At 63.2% G+C, this 15,645-nt stretch carries 14 protein-coding genes; 3 read left to right on the top strand and 11 right to left on the bottom strand.

Annotated features, from left to right (window positions below; all coding sequences use genetic code 11):
• Window positions 1-201 precede the first annotated feature (201 nt).
• Complete coding sequence (pdeR, locus tag PQQ53_RS32535; protein WP_408328678.1) at window positions 202-2,205, top strand: cyclic di-GMP phosphodiesterase; 2,004 nt, start codon at window positions 202-204, stop codon at window positions 2,203-2,205.
• Window positions 2,206-2,245: 40 nt separating this feature from the next.
• Here pdeR and PQQ53_RS32530 read toward each other — a convergent pair whose 3' ends face one another.
• The 3 genes from PQQ53_RS32530 to PQQ53_RS32520 all read right to left on the bottom strand — a co-directional run bounded on the left by PQQ53_RS32530 (window position 2,246) and on the right by PQQ53_RS32520 (window position 6,256).
• On the bottom strand, window positions 2,246-3,136 hold the full coding sequence (locus tag PQQ53_RS32530) for a crotonase/enoyl-CoA hydratase family protein (RefSeq protein ID WP_408328675.1): 891 nt from the start codon (window positions 3,134-3,136) through the stop codon (window positions 2,246-2,248).
• A gap of 469 nt (window positions 3,137-3,605) precedes the next feature.
• The gene (locus tag PQQ53_RS32525) at window positions 3,606-4,709 is read right to left on the bottom strand and encodes a malate/lactate/ureidoglycolate dehydrogenase (RefSeq protein ID WP_408144864.1); all 1,104 of its coding nucleotides are present in this window, start codon (window positions 4,707-4,709) and stop codon (window positions 3,606-3,608) included.
• An 83-nt stretch (window positions 4,710-4,792) separates the two neighbouring features.
• Window positions 4,793-6,256, bottom strand: a complete 1,464-nt coding sequence (locus PQQ53_RS32520; RefSeq protein ID WP_408144862.1) for a M20 family metallopeptidase — start codon at window positions 6,254-6,256, stop codon at window positions 4,793-4,795.
• Window positions 6,257-6,432: 176 nt separating this feature from the next.
• Between PQQ53_RS32520 and PQQ53_RS32515 the strand changes: the two genes are divergently transcribed.
• Window positions 6,433-6,744, top strand: a complete 312-nt coding sequence (locus PQQ53_RS32515; RefSeq protein ID WP_408144860.1) for a superinfection immunity protein — start codon at window positions 6,433-6,435, stop codon at window positions 6,742-6,744.
• Window positions 6,745-6,852: 108 nt separating this feature from the next.
• Here PQQ53_RS32515 and PQQ53_RS32510 read toward each other — a convergent pair whose 3' ends face one another.
• The 4 genes from PQQ53_RS32510 to PQQ53_RS32495 form a co-directional block, all read right to left on the bottom strand.
• Entirely contained in the window at window positions 6,853-7,125 is a 273-nt protein-coding gene (locus tag PQQ53_RS32510; RefSeq protein ID WP_408328673.1) for a YodC family protein, read from the bottom strand.
• 470 nt (window positions 7,126-7,595) lie between these two features.
• Window positions 7,596-9,176, bottom strand: coding sequence for an MFS transporter (locus PQQ53_RS32505; RefSeq protein ID WP_408328670.1), 1,581 nt, complete (start codon window positions 9,174-9,176; stop codon window positions 7,596-7,598).
• 31 nt (window positions 9,177-9,207) lie between these two features.
• Window positions 9,208-9,846: a TetR/AcrR family transcriptional regulator gene (locus tag PQQ53_RS32500; protein WP_408328667.1), complete on the bottom strand. Its 639-nt coding sequence runs from the start codon at window positions 9,844-9,846 to the stop codon at window positions 9,208-9,210.
• 177 nt (window positions 9,847-10,023) lie between these two features.
• A complete protein-coding gene (locus PQQ53_RS32495) occupies window positions 10,024-10,449 on the bottom strand; it encodes an OsmC family protein (protein WP_028194665.1) in 426 nt (141 codons plus the stop codon).
• A gap of 374 nt (window positions 10,450-10,823) precedes the next feature.
• Here PQQ53_RS32495 and PQQ53_RS32490 point away from each other — a divergent pair, with 374 nt between their 5' ends.
• Window positions 10,824-11,132, top strand: a complete 309-nt coding sequence (locus tag PQQ53_RS32490) for a DUF4148 domain-containing protein (protein WP_408144850.1) — start codon at window positions 10,824-10,826, stop codon at window positions 11,130-11,132.
• A gap of 207 nt (window positions 11,133-11,339) precedes the next feature.
• Here PQQ53_RS32490 and PQQ53_RS32485 read toward each other — a convergent pair whose 3' ends face one another.
• The 4 genes from PQQ53_RS32485 to PQQ53_RS32470 form a co-directional block, all read right to left on the bottom strand.
• Entirely contained in the window at window positions 11,340-11,894 is a 555-nt protein-coding gene (locus PQQ53_RS32485) for a carboxymuconolactone decarboxylase family protein (protein ID WP_408153321.1), read from the bottom strand.
• Between the two features lie 35 nt (window positions 11,895-11,929).
• Window positions 11,930-13,258: an aspartate aminotransferase family protein gene (locus PQQ53_RS32480; RefSeq protein ID WP_408144846.1), complete on the bottom strand. Its 1,329-nt coding sequence runs from the start codon at window positions 13,256-13,258 to the stop codon at window positions 11,930-11,932.
• 5 nt (window positions 13,259-13,263) lie between these two features.
• Window positions 13,264-14,295 carry a C45 family autoproteolytic acyltransferase/hydrolase gene (locus tag PQQ53_RS32475; RefSeq protein WP_408328664.1) on the bottom strand — a complete coding sequence of 344 codons (1,032 nt, stop codon included), beginning with the start codon at window positions 14,293-14,295 and terminating at the stop codon, window positions 13,264-13,266.
• Window positions 14,296-14,445: 150 nt separating this feature from the next.
• On the bottom strand, window positions 14,446-15,300 hold the full coding sequence (locus PQQ53_RS32470) for a MurR/RpiR family transcriptional regulator (RefSeq protein WP_408144842.1): 855 nt from the start codon (window positions 15,298-15,300) through the stop codon (window positions 14,446-14,448).
• Window positions 15,301-15,645: the final 345 nt, after the last annotated feature.

Here is a 15,645-nt window from a genome sequence, read left to right as displayed (position 1 = left end):
GGGGGGGGGGGGGGGGGCAGGTGCACGTGCGCCCCCAGTCACGCCAAAGCAAACTTAAAGCACACGATCACCCGACCGTTAATGTTTATAAGCCCGAATTCCGCCGCTTCGCTACAATGTGGCCAGTCTTAAGCACGTTAAAGACTGTCTGCCCCCTCGCGCCTTGACGGGGACAACCGGCAGACATCGCCCGGGGATCTCATGAACGACGACCAACACGACCAGGTGCTTTATGCCCAGTTCGGCACAAGCAGCCCTTGCTGGCGTCTGTCGACCGACAGCAACGCACTCGAACTCACGCCCGTCAACGGCGATGCGCCTGCGAACGTCGCCATTGCGCTGAATCCTCAACAGGCGTCGCAAATCCGCTGCCTCACCGGCGCAACCTCGCACATTGTCGTCGACGTGCGCATGTTCGGCGAACCGTTGCGCCTGCATCTCGTCGGGAAAAAGCTCAGCGGCAACACGTGGGGCGGCACCGCCTCGGCCTACGACGACACCGAATCCGTCGCCCGCGACCTGGTTCACAGCCTCTCATTCGCCGAGCAGGTGGTCTCCGAAGTCAATTCGGTCGTGGTCATCGTCGACCGGCACGGCCGGATACAGCGCTTTAACCGCCTCGCCGAAGAACTCACCGGGGTCAAGGAAGAGAACATCATCGGCCGTAACGTGTGGGCGCTGTTCATGTCGTCCGAAGACGGCGTGGCGTCCAGTCAGAACATCGCGGGCTTCTTCAATCGCGGCGTGTCGTACGAAGTCGAACGGCGCATTAAAACGGTGCATGGCGAACGGCTGTTTCTGTTCCGCAATAAATTCGTCCAGAGCGGCAGCGGCGTCGAAGAACAGTTCCTGATCTGCTCCGGCACGGATATCACCGAGCAACGGCTCGCGCAGGACCGGCTCACCGAACTCGCCAATACCGACTCGCTCACCGGCCTGGCCAATCGCAACGCGATCCAGGACAAGATCCGCGCGGCCATCGAAGAAGCCGGCCCGAACGAAGCGATCGGCGTGCTGTTCCTCGATCTCGACAACTTCAAGAAGGTCAACGATCACTATGGCCACGTGTTCGGCGACCGCCTGATCAGCGACGTATCGGCGGCCATCAGCACCTGCCTGAACGAAGGCGACGCGCTCGCGCGCCTGGGCGGCGACGAATTCATCGTGCTCGCCGCCAAAGGCACCGCGCACGGGCTCGAAGCCACTGCGCAACGCATTCTCGAACGCATGCGCACGCCGTTCGCGGTCGGGCTCGTCGAGGTGTACACCGGCTGCTCGATCGGCATCGCGCGCTATCCGGAACACGGCGACAGTCTCGAGTCGCTGATCCGTTCGGCCGACACCGCCATGTACGTCGCCAAGGACGAAGGCAAGCGCACCCACCGCGTGTTTTCGGCGGACATGAACCGCCGGGTCGCCGAGTACATGTGGCTCGACACCAACCTGCGGCGCGGACTCGATGAAGGCCAGCTGACGCTGCATTACCAGCCCAAGCTGTCGCTCGCCACCGGCATCGTGCAGGGCGCCGAGGCACTGGTGCGCTGGAATTCGCCGGAGCGCGGGCAGATCATGCCCGCTGAATTCATCCGTTATGCTGAAGAGTCCGGGCTGATCGGCGTGCTGGGTCGCTGGGTCATGGAAACCGCCGCGAAGCAGGCCGCCCGCTGGAAAGCGGCTGGCTACAACCTGCGCATCGCGATCAACGTGTCGGCGCGGCAACTGGTCGACACCGCCGTCGTCCGGCATTTCACCGAGGCGTTGCAGCATGCGAATCTCGATCCCTGCCTGATCGACCTCGAACTCACCGAGAGCTGCCTGATCGAGGACGAAGCGGCCGCGATCGATCTGATCAAGCAGTTCCGCCAGCTCGGCGCGCAGGTGCATCTGGACGACTTCGGCACCGGCTATTCGTCGCTGTCGCAACTGGGCCGCATTCCGCTCGACGTCATCAAGCTCGACCGCAGCTTCGTGCGCTCGATCAATGCCGACACCAAAGCGCAGGCGCTGGTGCGCTCGATGGTGGCGGTCGCGCAGGAGCTGGACTTCAAGGTGGTCGCCGAAGGCATCGAGACCGAATCCGAAGAAATGTTCATGAAGGGGCTCGGCGTCGATTACGTGCAGGGCTTCCTGTATGGGCAGGCCATGCCCGCCGCCGAATTCGAACGCTGGTTGCAGGACAGGCAGAAACTCAGACTGATCGCCTGAGCTTCCGCGCCGGCTCGACGCAATGACGAGCCGGGTCGGTTCAGGCGAAATCGGCCGCGCTCGGCGCCGCCTGACGGAGATTCGACGTACGGCGGCGGTTCTGCAGCATCACCAGCCGCTCCATGAACGCGAGGTCCTTCTCGTCGATCGTGAAGGCGGCGTTGACCCAATCCTCGGTAATTTCCATCAGCTCGGCACGCGAGAGTTGCAGCACGCGCTGACGCGTCCGCAGCATCGCGCGGATGCCGTTCATCTTCGGCTTCAAGGTGTCGATGAAGGTGCGCGTGGCCAGATAGGCTTCACCCGGCTCGAACAACTGGTCGACCAGGCCCTTGCCGAAGTGCCATTCCGCCGTATGGGATTCGCCGACGCCGATCAGTTCCTCGGCGAGACGCATACCTGCCTTGCGCGCGACCAGCGAATAACCGCCCATGCCCGGGAACAGATTGAATGCGATCTCCGGAAAGCCCATGCGCGCGTCTTTCTGCGCAAGCAGGAAATGATGCGCCAGCGCGGCCTCGAAGCCCCCACCGAGCGCCGAGCCCTCCACCATCGCAATCGAAATCGCCCCGGTATCGAAACCTCTCGCCGCCGCGTGCACGCAATCGACGCAGGACCGCGCATAGGCCATCAGCGCCTGGCGCTTGCCGGCGCGAATCGTCTCGGCGAAGAAGTCGAGATCGCCGCCGACGTTGTACATGGTCGGAATCAACGAACCGGTGACCCAGAAATCGATCGGCAAACCGGAGTCTCGCGCCTCCTGCGCGAGCCCCAGAATATCGTGCACCAGATCGAGATTGAAACAGGGACGCGGTTGGGCGCGCAGCATCATCCACATGACGTTGCGGCCTTCTTCGTAGTAAGCGGAGATTTGCGAAAGATTGCCCGCTTCGAGGAACGGACGACAGGCGTGGTGGTTATGCAGATTCATTTTGATCGGTCCTTTAGGGTTAAACACGGGCATTGCAATGCGAGCCTAAAACAGACCGGAATCGGATGGGAGCGGGGTAACTAACAGATGGATGCAAACCGGTGTAGAAGCCGCGCCGGCAGCGACTAGACGGGTGGACAGCGCGATTGTGAAATACCGGCACGCGCAAACGCTTGCGCACCGTAAATGGGCAAAAAAACTGTGGAAAACGGCGTGCTGCGCCAGTTAATTAGCGAGCAAACAAATCGGCATTTTTTGCTGAGTCAGGTGAATAAAAATAAATACGGGTCGATGGGAAAATGCAATCGATATTAAAGCTCTGTCATGTTTGCTCTTTATTATTTTTTGCATGTCGGTTTCTATAGCCAATATGCATATTCAAACATGAACGGCAGGGATAGAGAGCCGCTGCAATGAGCCACAACCGCCTCATGCGCACGATGCCGGGTCGGCGCATGCCGCCTCCCCTTTACCGCAAGCAGGTAGACCAGCGCCCCGCCTTTTCTTCGCTCATGCCGACCGCCAGCGCCGCCTCGTGAATCTGTGTCCACGTGGCGGGGTCGACCGGGATGCCTTCGGCTTCGCGTTGTGCGCGTGTCACGCGCTCGGGCTCGCCAGGTTCGTAGATACGATCGGTGCCCGCCGCCAGCGGCGAGGCCTTCACCCACTCGATGAACGCATCGGCTTCGGCTTGCGCGTCGGGGGCGTCGAAGGCGGCGGGATCGATGATCACCGACAGCATGCAGTTGATGATCGCGTTGGTCGTGCCGAGCGTTTCCGTGTGCGTCGTGAAGCCGCCGGACAGCGCGCCGCCGAAAATCTCGCACATCGCCGCGAGCCCAAAGCCCTTGTGACCGCCGAACGGCGTCAGCGAGCCGAACGGTTCTTCGTGCATGACCTTCGGTTCGAGCGTGGGAAACCCTGCGTGATCGATCAACGCGCCGGGCGGCACATGCTTGCCCTGGTTGTACGCGACGCGCGTCTTGCCGTAGGCCACCGTGCTCGTCGCGAAGTCGAGCACGAGCGGCGGCTTGCCGGGCCGCGGATAAGCCGCGCAGAACGGATTCGTGCCGATGCGCCGGTCCGCGCCGCCGAACGGCGCGACGAGCGGATCGCCCGCGACGTTGACGAAGTGGAACGACACGAGCCCGGCGCGCGCGCACTGTTCGGCCCAATGACCGATGCGGCCGATGTGATGCGCGCCGCGCAAGCCGATAGCGCAGATGCCGAGACGTTTGGCGCGCTCGATGCCCCACTCCATCGCCTCGAACGCAACCACCTGGCCGAAGCCCTTGCCGCCTTCGACGGTCAGCACCGCGCCCGCATCCTTCACCACTTCGGCATGCAGGTTCAGTTGCAGTTGCGCGTCGGCGAGCGACGCGACATAGCGCGGGATCATGCCGACGCCATGCGAGTCGTGTCCGGTCAGATTCGCCGCCACCAGATGATCCGCGACGAGCGCCGCTTCGCGCGGCGTGCTGCCCGCCTGCACCCAGATCGCCGTCACGTAGGCATGCAATTGATCGGCCGGAATCCGGAGGGTGGCGGGACGGGCAGTCTGGTTATCGGTCATCAATGAGTCGGTTCAGGAAAATCGCAAGCGATGGGATGCCGCTCACTCTCTTTCGACGAGTCGAGCAAGCGGCCGGACCGCGCTCAGGGCGCAGCGGCAATCACTTCCGCCACCGCGGCCGTGAGCTTCTTGCCGTACGGCACGTGCAGGAACTCGTTCGGGCCATGCGCGTTCGACTTCGGCCCGAGCACGCCGCACACCATGAACTGCGACTTGGGGAAACCCGCCTTCAGCACGTTCATCAGCGGAATGGTGCCGCCCTGCCCCATGTACGCAACGTCCGCGCCGTAGTGCCGGCGCGACGCGTCGTTGAGCGCCGTGGCCAGCCACGGCGCGAGGTCCGGCGCGTTCCAGCCGCTCGCCGCACCGGCGTCGGGCTTGAACGTCACTTTCGCGTTGTACGGCGGATCGAGTTCAAGCAGCGCCTTCAATTCGGCGACGGCCTTTTCCGCTTCGATCAGCGGCGGCAGACGCAGCGACAGCTTGAACGCGGTGCGCGGACGCAGCACATTGCCCGCGTCGGCGAGCGCGGGCAAGCCGGCCGCGCCCGTCACCGACAGCGAAGGGCGCCACGTCGAATTGAGCAAGGCCTCTTGCGGATCGGTAGTGGTGGGCAGCACCTGGCGGCCGTCCTGGCCGCAGGCCCACGGCAGTTTCTTCCAGACATCGTCGCCGAGAATTTGCGCGGTGGCTTCCGCTTCACGCAGACGGTCCGCAGGGATCGGACTATGGAAACCCTTCGGCAGCAGCGTGCCGTTGGCGGCATCTTCGAGCCGGTCGAACAGTTGCCGCATGATGCGAAAGCTCGACGGCGCGATGCCGCCGTAACCGCCCGAGTGAATGCCTTCGTCGAGCACCTGCACTTCGAGGTCACCGGCGACAAGGCCTCGCAGCGACGTAGTGAGCCACAGTTGATCGTAATTGCCCGCGCCCGAGTCCAGGCACACGACGAGGCCGACCTTGCCGAGCCGCTCGCGCAGCGCGTCGACGTACGGCAGCAGATCGTAGCTGCCCGATTCCTCGCAGGTTTCGATCAGACCGACGCAACGCGGACGCTCGATGCCTTGCGCGTCGAGAGCGGCGAGCGCCGTGATGCTCGCGTAGATCGCGTAGCCGTCGTCGGCGCCGCCACGGCCGTAGAGCTTGCCGTTCTCGAACTTCGGCGTCCAGGGGCCGAGGTCGTTGCGCCAGCCGTCGAACTCGGGCTGCTTGTCGAGGTGGCCGTACAGCACGATGGTTTCTTCGCTGCCCGAGCGGGTCGCGGCGGATTCGAAGAAAATGACCGGCGTGCGCCCGGGCAGGCGGATGACTTCGAGCTTCAGACCGCGCACCGGCTGCTGCTCGGCCCATTGCGCGGCGTCGGTGATCACGCGTTCCAGGTAACCGTGTTTGGCCCAATCAGGATCGAAGGCCGGGCTCTTGGCCGGCACCGCGATGTAGTCCGTCAACGCGGGGACGATCTCGTCGTTCCACTTGCGGTCCACGAATTCGCGAAGCGTGTCGGGATTGATGCGTTGAGCCTGCTGGGTCGTATCGTCGGAGATCATGATGGCGGTCCTGGCGGTTCCGTTCGGTCGAAACGACCATGATAATCCTGATGCACGATCGGCTGAACCCTTTGACGACCACACGGCGTCCCGCGCTGCACCTCCCGAGTAACCCCGCTGCGCAAACGAAACATTCGCGCGACAATCGTGGCATGCATCGCGCATCGGAGTTGTTCGTGGCTGGCAACATGCTCGTCCAGATCATCGCCGCGGGGTTCGCGCTGGCGCTGTACTTTCTGCCGGCGGTTCTCGCGGACCGGCGCAAGCGTCACGACGCCCTGACGCTGGCGCTGTTCAACGCCTGTCTGGGCTGGACCGTGCTGGGCTGGCTGCTTGCGCTCTACTGGTCGTTGCAGCCGAACCCGCCGAAAAACCTCGCGGGGGAAGTGCTGCAGACGCGCAAAACCATGCGGATGCGAGCGTTCTCGTCAGCGCTGATGCTGCGCGTGCACAAACGCGCCTCGGTGCGAGACGATGCAGAGAGTTGATTCTTTCGATGCGCCCAGCCTGCCAGGCTGGATAGCCAACGGCGGCCGGACGTGGATAGCCGAACAGGCGGCCGCATGACGGCCGCCGCGTGCTTCATTCAGCTGGATTCAAGCCGCGCGGCCAATCTGTTGCCAGCGCACGGAGCCGGCCGGAATCGAGCGAGGTTCGGCACGGACGTTCGCGGGCGCGAACATCTCGCGGCGCAGTTCGCCGTATTCGTCGAACCACTCGCAGATCAGCCAGTCGCCGGGATTCAGCGCGACCGGACCTGAATAGGTCACGGTCATGCGTGGACCCCCGTCCTTCAACGTCACGACATCGCCCACGCCGTAACTCGCGGTGGGTGGTGTCTGGAGTGCGTCAATGGTAGCGGTTAGCATTTTGTTTCCCCTACGGAACCGTTGAGCGTGATTAAGTCATTGCGCCGGGATTCTCGACATTAGACCTACTGAGGGAAGTCTCTAAAGTGTGCCAAGATTAACAATCGAAATTAACTGCGGCAAGTTCTTTTTAGACATACCGTTTTCAGCGTCGCTGAAATGTCCTTCCATCCTGACCTGCGCGCTTCGAAACCAGGAAAATCCCTGAACATCGCCGCAACCCCGACCCCATGCGGCACCGCACGATGGCACCATTTACCGCGGGCGAACCCGGGCGCAGTAGAAAATGCGCCTCGCATTCTTCATATCTAAAGCGCTGCCAAATGTCGCACCAGTTTCACGGAAATAAGAGTTACCTGTGAACGGGTAACTCACCGGTAAATAAGCCGGCTTCTATTTATGTTTTTGTTTAAACGTGCACGATAATGCCGGTAAACCACCCGTTGAAAACGATTACCAGTCGCGGATTTTCAAACCGGTTGCACCGAACGGTATAGCGCCAGTTGCTGATGGCGCACCAGAAGCACGCTCAAACCGATGCAGACGAACATCAGCAGCGCATTGATCGCCAGGCTGATCTGAAACGCCTGCGCGTACGCGGCGGGCGCCGCGCTGCCGCCGATCGCGCCGAAGAACGCGCCGCTGATGGCCGCCGTGCCGAACGCCGAACCGATCTGCAGCGTCGACGACACCACGCCTGAGGCCAGCCCCGCCTTCTCCGGCACGACTTCGAGCAGCACGATGCGCATGATCGACGGCAGCAGCAAGCCGTGACCGACGCCGGCGCATACGAGCCCGCAATAGAACAGCAGGTCCGGTGTGGCCGATTGCGTGGCCGACCAGCCGGTGACCGTGAAGCCGACCGTCATCATCGAAAAACCGAGCGTCAGCACATGGCCGCCGATGCGCTTGACCACGGCGGGCGACGTCAGCGGCCCGACCACGAAGCCGAGCGCGAACGGCATGATCGCCATGCCGGAGGCGAGCGGCGTCCAATGCAAACCTGTCTGCAGGAAAATGCCGTAGGTGAGGAAGAACGCGCTATTGCAGTAGAACAGGAACGCGAGCACGAGCCCCAGTGCGAAGGCCCGATTGCGGAACAGTTGCAGATCCACCAGCGGATGGCCCCCGCCGCGCTCCACGCGGCGCTCGGTCGCCACGAACAGCGCGAACGCGGGAACCGCGAGCGCGAACATCGCGAAGGTCCATGCGGGCCAGCCGGCTTCGCGGCCATGCGTCATCGGGTAGATGATCAGCAGCAGCACCGCGGACAACAGCGCGACACCCTTCACGTCGATGCCGGTGCGCGTGGCCGGTTGATTCTCCGGCACGAACTTCCACGTGCCGAGAAACGCCGCAATCCCGATCGGAATATTGATCAGGAAGATGATGCGCCAGTCGAGCCCAAACGGGTGATACGTGATCAGCGCGCCGCCGCCTAGCTGCCCGACGATCGACGACAGCCCGAATACGAAGCCATACAGACTCATCACCTTGGTCTGCTGATGCAGCGGCACGACCGCGCGAATGGTCGCGAGCACTTGCGGTGCCATCACCGCCGCCGCGATGCCCTGCACGATCCGCGCGATCACCAGCATATGGCCGCTGGTCGCAAAGCCGCACAATGCCGACGCGATCACGAAGGCCGCCATGCCCGTCATGAACATGCGGCGGCGCCCGTACAGATCGCCGAGGCGTCCGCCGGTGATCAGCAGTACGGCGTACGCGGACGCGTAGGCGGACACCACCAGTTGCAATTGCGCGTCGCTGGCGTTCAGGCCGGTGTGGATCGACGGCAGCGCGAGGTTGACGATGAAATAGTCGAGTGGCGCAAGGAAAGCGCCGACGAACAGCACGGCCAGCGCGAGGCCCTGGCGCTCGAAGCGCGGCGCGGCTTTTTCCGCAGCCGACGCCGATGCCGCAGCCGCAGCCGATCCGGTGGCGGCCGCCATGCCGGCCGCCACCGCACCGGGGCACGTCACGACGCCCGTGCCGCCGCTGGCGCATCCGACGAGTGCCGTTGGAGCAGACTTGATCGCATCTCTATTCATGACTGACCGTTCAATAATTTGGCAAAAAAATTTAGACGAGTGCGCGCATCGCGACGTCCACTATTCCGAGGAGCGCGTCTTCCTTGTGGGCGACCCGCCCCAACACGCGCAGACCTTGCATCACGCACAGCAGAAAATCGCCGACGGCTTTTTCATCGAGCGTCGAGTTGAATGCGCCGCTCGCCTGGCCGCGAATCACGGACGCTGCCAGCAGCGTCGCCATACGGCGCTGAATCGCCGCGACGCGGGTGCGCAGTTCCTCGTCGCCCGGCTGCATTTCCAGGGTGGTGTTGGTGATGAAGCAACTGCGTTCGCCCGTCAGCGCGCACGCGACCCGCGCGTAATGCAGTAAGGCGTTGCGCAGCGCCTCTTCGGCCGGTACCGGCGCGTTCAGCCGCTCGGCGAGCCGCGCGACCGAACCTTCCGCGTAGTGATCCAGCGCGGCGAGCATGATGCCGTGCTTGTCGCCGAACACGCCGTACAGACTGCCGCGCAAGAGGCCCGTGGCTTTACAGAGGTCGTCGATCGACGTCGCATGGTAGCCGTGGTTCCAGAACACCTGGCTCGCGCTCTTTAGCACGGTGTCCGTGTCGAACTCGCGCGGCCGGCCCCGCGTACACACGTCGCCGCCTTTTTTCGCGGATTGCTTGAGATGGCCCGATTGCTTCATGGGCTGGATATTATGACTAACCGTTCAACAAATCAAGGCCGCGTTTTCGTAAGAAGCGGCAAGGGCAGCTAGACGGGATGCCGGGCGGCGCGCAAAAAAGCCGGCGGCGGGCTTGGCCCGCTCACCGGCTTCGTCACGCGGCGCCTGCCGGAAACCGGCAGAAACGGGCGCGAGAACTCAGGTTTCGAGCTTCGCGTCCATGGTGATCGTCGCGTTCAACACCTTGGACACCGGACAACCCGCCTTCGCATCCGCGGTGGCCTTTTCGAACGCGGCTTTATCGCCACCGGGAATTTTCACCGCCACGTCGAGATGCACCGCGGTGATCGTAAAGCCGCCGCCGTCCTTGTCGAGCGTGACGGTTGCCGTGGTGCCGATGCGTTCGGGTGTGATGCCGGCCTTGCCCAGTTCAGCCGACAACGCCATCGAGAAACAACCCGCATGCGCAGCCGCGATCAGCTCTTCCGGATTCGTGCCGATGCCGTCCGCGAAGCGCGTCGAAAACGAGTACTGGGTCTCCTTGAGGACGCCGCTGTCGGTGGAAATCGAGCCTTTGCCGTCTTGCAGGCCGCCTTGCCAGACTGCCGATGCCTTGCGCTTCATTGCTCTCTCCTGTTGGGTGCCCTGCTTCGCGCGCTTGCCGACCGAAGATGATGCCCGCCGCGACGGTCTCGCCCGGATGTTTCGCGGCTCAGGCATCGGTCGTCTCCTGGGAGACTTCCTTCGGGCGTGTCGCGCGGCGCTGCAGGCGCGGGCGTGGACCGAACTTCATCATAGGCGCTTACGTGTGCCAGCGTCGTGACGATCCACCGGTCGAGCGCGCGGAAACCATGTTCTGCATTACATCAAAATCCGTAATAATTTTTCCTGGCAAACGCTCTTTTTTGCCGACCTCGTAAGAAATAGACTTGTTTCAACGGATCGGGCCTGGTGATTCCAAACCGATCTCTCAACAATCGAATATCTTGGAGGTCATCATGAAATCGCTTCTTTCCGCAGTGGTCATTGCATCCGCTCTCATCGTCCCGGCTGTTTCTTTCGCCCAGCAGTCCAACGGTCCGGTTACGCGCGCGCAGGTGCGCAGCGAACTCGTCGCAGCGCAAAAAGCGGGCCTGGTGTATCAGAACGACACCGAGTATCCGAAGACGGTGCCGCAAGGTGACGCAGCAACGCTTGCCTCGGCACAAGGTTCGAAGGACGTCGGCGGGGTGAGCGGCGGCTCGTCCGCAGCCGGCGCGCCGTCTTCGGTGCAGCAACGTCTGTTTTCGACGTATCGCGGGCAGTAAGGCGCAGGGCCGCGAGGGCCGTGGCGTCACGCAGTGGCACGGCAGGTAAGGTTGTAGCGGTAGGCGGAGAAACGCCCCGGTTGCGAAATTCGCAGCCGGGGCGTTTCGTATTGTGTGCTGTGTGGCGTGTGGCGCCAGCGCAGCTGGCAGGATTAACCCAAGTTGTCGCGTGAGAAGCCTCTCGCGCCAGCTCCCTCTCTGCGCCGCCTACTCGGCGAACGGCAAACTCTCCTGCCCCAGTGCCCGCATGCCGAACACGTTCAGCGTCATCGCAACGAGCGCGTAGTAGCCGAGCAGGCCCACCAGGTTGATCACCACCTGATGCCCGAATCTGTCGACCGCCTTCACATAGGTCGCGTCCGACACCCGCTTCGTGTCGTACAGCTCGCTCGCGAAGTCGTGAATCAGCGCGTCGTCGGCGTCCGCGAAATCCGGGCGGCGTCCTTGACGGATCGCGTCGGCGTCCGCGTCGGCCACGCCTGCTTCGAGCGCGATCGGATAGTGGATATACCACTCGGCCTGCGCCTGCCAACGTGCGGCGGTCACCAGAATCGCCAGTTCCGACAGACGCAACGGCAAGCCGGTCCGGTAGCGGCAGAACGCGCCAAGGCGCTGCGCCTGCTGCGCGAGTTCCGGGCTATGGATCCAGCCGAGAAACGGCCCGTTCAGATTGCCGCGCGGGCCGGACAGAATTTCATCCAGCACGCTCTTCTGTTCAGGCGTGGCGGTGGACTGGTCGAAGTGAGGCAAACGCTCGGTCATCATCGTTCTCGCGGGTGGCGGTGTAGTCGAAAGGCTCAGACAGTGGACAATGCGCCGTCGATCGCGTCGGCCAGCCGGCTGACGATCTCGTCGATGTCGCGCTCGGTGCAGATGAACGGCGGCGCCAGCAGCACATGATCGCCGATCTTGCCGTCGACGGTGCCGCCCATCGGATACACCATCAACCCCCGCGTGAACGCTTCACGCCGGATCGCCGCGTGCAGTTTCAGCCCGGCGTCGAATGGCGTTTTGCTCGCGCGGTCCCTGACCAGTTCGACACCGACGAACAGCCCTCGCCCGCGCACGTCGCCGATATGCGCGTGCTGCGCGTAGTGCTCGCGCAGCCGGCCGCGCAACTGCTCGCCGCGCGCCTGCACGTTGGGCAATAGCCCATCTTCGGCGATCACGCGCTGCACTTCGAGCGCCGCCGCGCACGCGGTGGCGTGGCCGATATACGTGTGACCATGCTGAAAGAAGCCCGAGCCGCCGACGATCGTCTGATAGATCCGCTCGCTCACGAGCGTCGCGCCGATCGGCTGATACCCGGCGCCGAGCCCCTTCGCGATAGTCAGCAGATCCGGTGCGACGCCGTCCTCTTCGCACGCGTACAGGAAACCGGTGCGGCCCATGCCCGACATGATCTCGTCGAGAATCAGCAGGACCCCATAACGATCGCACACCGCGCGAATCTTGCGGAAGTACTCGCGCACCGGCGGCACTGCGCCGGCGGTCGCGCCCACCACCGTTTCCGCGACGAACGCGGCCACCGTATCGGCGCCGAGTTCGAGAATCTTCTGCTCGAGTTCGTCGGCAAGCCGTTGTGCGAAGGCCGCTTCGGTTTCGTCGGCGCGCTGCTCGCGGTACGCGTAACAGGGGCTCACGTGATGCGCTTCGATCAGGATCGGCAGAAACGGCTCGCGCCGCCATGCATTGCCGCCGATCGCGAGCGCCCCCAGCGTATTACCGTGATAGCTCTGGCGACGCGCGATGAAATGGCGGCGCTGCGTTTCGCCCTTCTCGACGAAGTACTGACGCGCCAGTTTCAGCGCCGCCTCGATCGCCTCCGACCCGCCCGACACGAAGTACACATGTTCGAGCCCGGCCGGTGCGCGCGCCACCAGATAGTCGGCAAGCTCCTCAGCGGGCTCGGTGGTGAAGAACGACGTGTGTGCGTACGGCAGCTGTTGCGACTGGCGTTTGATTGCGTCGATTACCCGCTGATTGCTGTGGCCGAGACAGGACACGGCTGCGCCGCCGGACGCGTCGATATAACGCTTGCCGGCTGAATCGACGATTTCGATGCCGTCGCCCGCGACAGCGACCGGCAGAGATTGCTTCGGTGAACGATGAAAGACGGTTGACATGATTTTCAGTTCCTCGTAATTGCGCGAGCGATGAAGGTGTCGAATGCGCAGTGCGCCTGCCGATAGACTTTCATCGACACACCCGCGTCACCGATCTCGAAGAGCGCAGTGGCAAGCGTGTTTTCGTCGTCGGGATCGCGCGGATCGTCGCGGTAGATTGGCAGACCCGATGGCGCGCGATCATGCAGCACGTCGAGCAACGCGGCGGGTTGCATGGGCGTGACGAGCGTGGGCAGCAAGGCATCGACACGCAATTGCCTATCACGCGATGAATCCGTGACGATTTGCGCTTCGGCTTCGCAGCCCGTATGAATCATGTGATTTGCGTGGCCGGCGAGTCCGGACACGCTTTGTACTGAGCAGCGCCGCGCGCTAGCTTCGACGCTGAAGAGCCGCGCGTCGCCCGCACAAGCGAGCGTGTGATGAAAACCGCTCGCCGCCGGCACGGTGCGCAGCATGTGCAACGCTTCGTCGAGCGAACCGGCGTCGAGCACGGCTCGGGCGAGGATCATCCGGGGCACGCCGGCAGCGGGCTCGCGAATGCGCAGATTATTGATTGCCTGCGCGATACCAGCGCGGCTCGCAGCGAAGGTGTGTCCGGGCAGCGACCCAGGGTAATAGAAGCTCACGAAGCCGGGCTTGCCGGCAGGCCGGACCTCGACCAGTGCACAGCGCTCGCGCAGAAAGGGGTCGCCGTCTTCGTTATGCGCGATGAAACGCTGGTCGCCCGCTACAGCCGCCAGCGTGGTGCAACCGTCCGGTGCGTGATGGATCAGTTCGCCGCGGCAGTTCCAGAGAAACAGGTCTTGCGCGGGCCAGTCCAGCGCCGCCGCCATGCCGTCGAGTTCGGCCAGCAACGCCGGATAGTGCGCGCGGGCCGCATCACGTAGCGTCTGCACGAACGGCTCGCCGCGCCAGTGCCGGACCGCGTGCCACGCGGTGCTCTGCTCCATGTACCCGGCGAACACCGGCCTCGCGATTTCACCCAGCCGATAGCCGATGTCATACGGCTCCCCGCTCACCTGAAAAAGACCCATCCCCTGTTTCGACGCCACGGCTCGCACCCATTCAACAATCGGTACGCATTTATACTTCCAAACAACATTTGTTGTCAAACGAACCGATGCTGATTCAGATGAAGCGGTCGTGCTCCGCCAAAAGTCCGGGTTCGTTTCAGACGGAAACGCTCAAGGCACGTACGCGCCCTTCGCGTGCAGGGACTGCTCGGCGATCGCGAGCTGCTCGACGGCGCCCGCGCCTTCGAGCGCGAGTAGATGCGCGACCAGCGATTCCGCAATCGCGGTGGCCGCCACCAGTGACGGAAAGAACGACGGGCTCTCGTGCGAAAAGATCAGCGCCTTGTCGGCGTTCAGCGCGATCGGCGAAACCGCGCTGTCGGTGATCGCAATCAGCTTGCTGCCTTTTTCCAGCGCGGCCTCGGCCACGCGCGCCGCTTCGACCGAATACGGCGCGAAACTGATGACGATGGTCGCACTGTCGCGCTCGACCGTGCGCAACTGCATTTCGAGCGTGCCGGCCTCGCCGTTGAGCAGCGACACCGATGACCGGAACAACCGGTAGCCGTACACGAGGCCGAACGCCACCGCGTAACAGGAGCGAAAGCCCGCCACGTGCACGTGCGGCGCGCGCCGCAACAGCCGCGCGGCTTCGACGATCACGCGGCCGTTATGCGCGGCGGTGACATCGAGGTTGTGCTGTTGCGCGATCAGCAGATCGTTCGCCAGCGCATCTTTCGATTTGACTAGCGAACGCGCGCGGCTCGTAAGCGGCTCGGGCCGCGTGCGCACGCGCGCGACGAACAGATTGCGCAGTTCGTTCCAGCCGGGGAAACCGAGTTGCTGCGACAGGCGCACCAGCGAAGCCGGCTGCACCTGGGCGCGCTCAGCCACTTTGCGCATCGACGAGACCGCGACTTCGTCGGGATGATCGAGCAGAAAACCTGCTCCCATCTGGAACTGTGGACTCAGTTCGGAGAACCGCGCCCGGATCAGGGCAGCGAGTTGGTCGAAACTGTCTGGCATGCGATGATCGGACGAGCCGCCGGTAGGGATGACAACAAATGTTACCACCGGGGCCGAGGGGGTCAACAGGGCTGTCTGCGGGTGGGTGGGTTGCAAACGACTTCTGGCCTGTCGCGAATATGGCCGCGTGTGACGCCTGATATTCGCCAGGGATAGCGGTTAGTGCTTCACTTCGCCATTAACGGGTTTTGCGCCATTGAAGAAAGTTACCAAAGTGGTTTCGTCGCAGTCACGGCACAAATCGGAGATACCACCCTTTGAAAATCAACCACTTATGAAAATCAGTTGCAAACAGGAGTGCCGAATCGACAATTGGCGACCTTAATGGTCGGAAGAATCGCATTG

Source organism: Paraburkholderia strydomiana (genome assembly GCF_046030495.1).
GTDB lineage: Bacteria > Pseudomonadota > Gammaproteobacteria > Burkholderiales > Burkholderiaceae > Paraburkholderia > Paraburkholderia strydomiana_A.
This window is presented reverse-complemented; position numbering and strand designations above follow the sequence as displayed.

What these genes read in the sequence shown, in the direction of transcription:
- pdeR (WP_408328678.1), top strand. Translation starts at nt 202, where the DNA reads ATGAACGACGACCAACACGACCAGGTGCTTTATGCCCAGTTCGGCACA.
- PQQ53_RS32530 (WP_408328675.1), bottom strand. Translation starts at nt 3,136, where the DNA reads ATGAATCTGCATAACCACCACGCCTGTCGTCCGTTCCTCGAAGCGGGC.
- PQQ53_RS32525 (WP_408144864.1), bottom strand. Translation starts at nt 4,709, where the DNA reads ATGACCGATAACCAGACTGCCCGTCCCGCCACCCTCCGGATTCCGGCC.
- PQQ53_RS32520 (WP_408144862.1), bottom strand. Translation starts at nt 6,256, where the DNA reads ATGATCTCCGACGATACGACCCAGCAGGCTCAACGCATCAATCCCGAC.
- PQQ53_RS32510 (WP_408328673.1), bottom strand. Translation starts at nt 7,125, where the DNA reads ATGCTAACCGCTACCATTGACGCACTCCAGACACCACCCACCGCGAGT.
- PQQ53_RS32505 (WP_408328670.1), bottom strand. Translation starts at nt 9,176, where the DNA reads ATGAATAGAGATGCGATCAAGTCTGCTCCAACGGCACTCGTCGGATGC.
- PQQ53_RS32500 (WP_408328667.1), bottom strand. Translation starts at nt 9,846, where the DNA reads ATGAAGCAATCGGGCCATCTCAAGCAATCCGCGAAAAAAGGCGGCGAC.
- PQQ53_RS32495 (WP_028194665.1), bottom strand. Translation starts at nt 10,449, where the DNA reads ATGAAGCGCAAGGCATCGGCAGTCTGGCAAGGCGGCCTGCAAGACGGC.
- PQQ53_RS32490 (WP_408144850.1), top strand. Translation starts at nt 10,824, where the DNA reads ATGAAATCGCTTCTTTCCGCAGTGGTCATTGCATCCGCTCTCATCGTC.
- PQQ53_RS32485 (WP_408153321.1), bottom strand. Translation starts at nt 11,894, where the DNA reads ATGACCGAGCGTTTGCCTCACTTCGACCAGTCCACCGCCACGCCTGAA.
- PQQ53_RS32480 (WP_408144846.1), bottom strand. Translation starts at nt 13,258, where the DNA reads ATGTCAACCGTCTTTCATCGTTCACCGAAGCAATCTCTGCCGGTCGCT.
- PQQ53_RS32475 (WP_408328664.1), bottom strand. Translation starts at nt 14,295, where the DNA reads ATGGGTCTTTTTCAGGTGAGCGGGGAGCCGTATGACATCGGCTATCGG.
- PQQ53_RS32470 (WP_408144842.1), bottom strand. Translation starts at nt 15,300, where the DNA reads ATGCCAGACAGTTTCGACCAACTCGCTGCCCTGATCCGGGCGCGGTTC.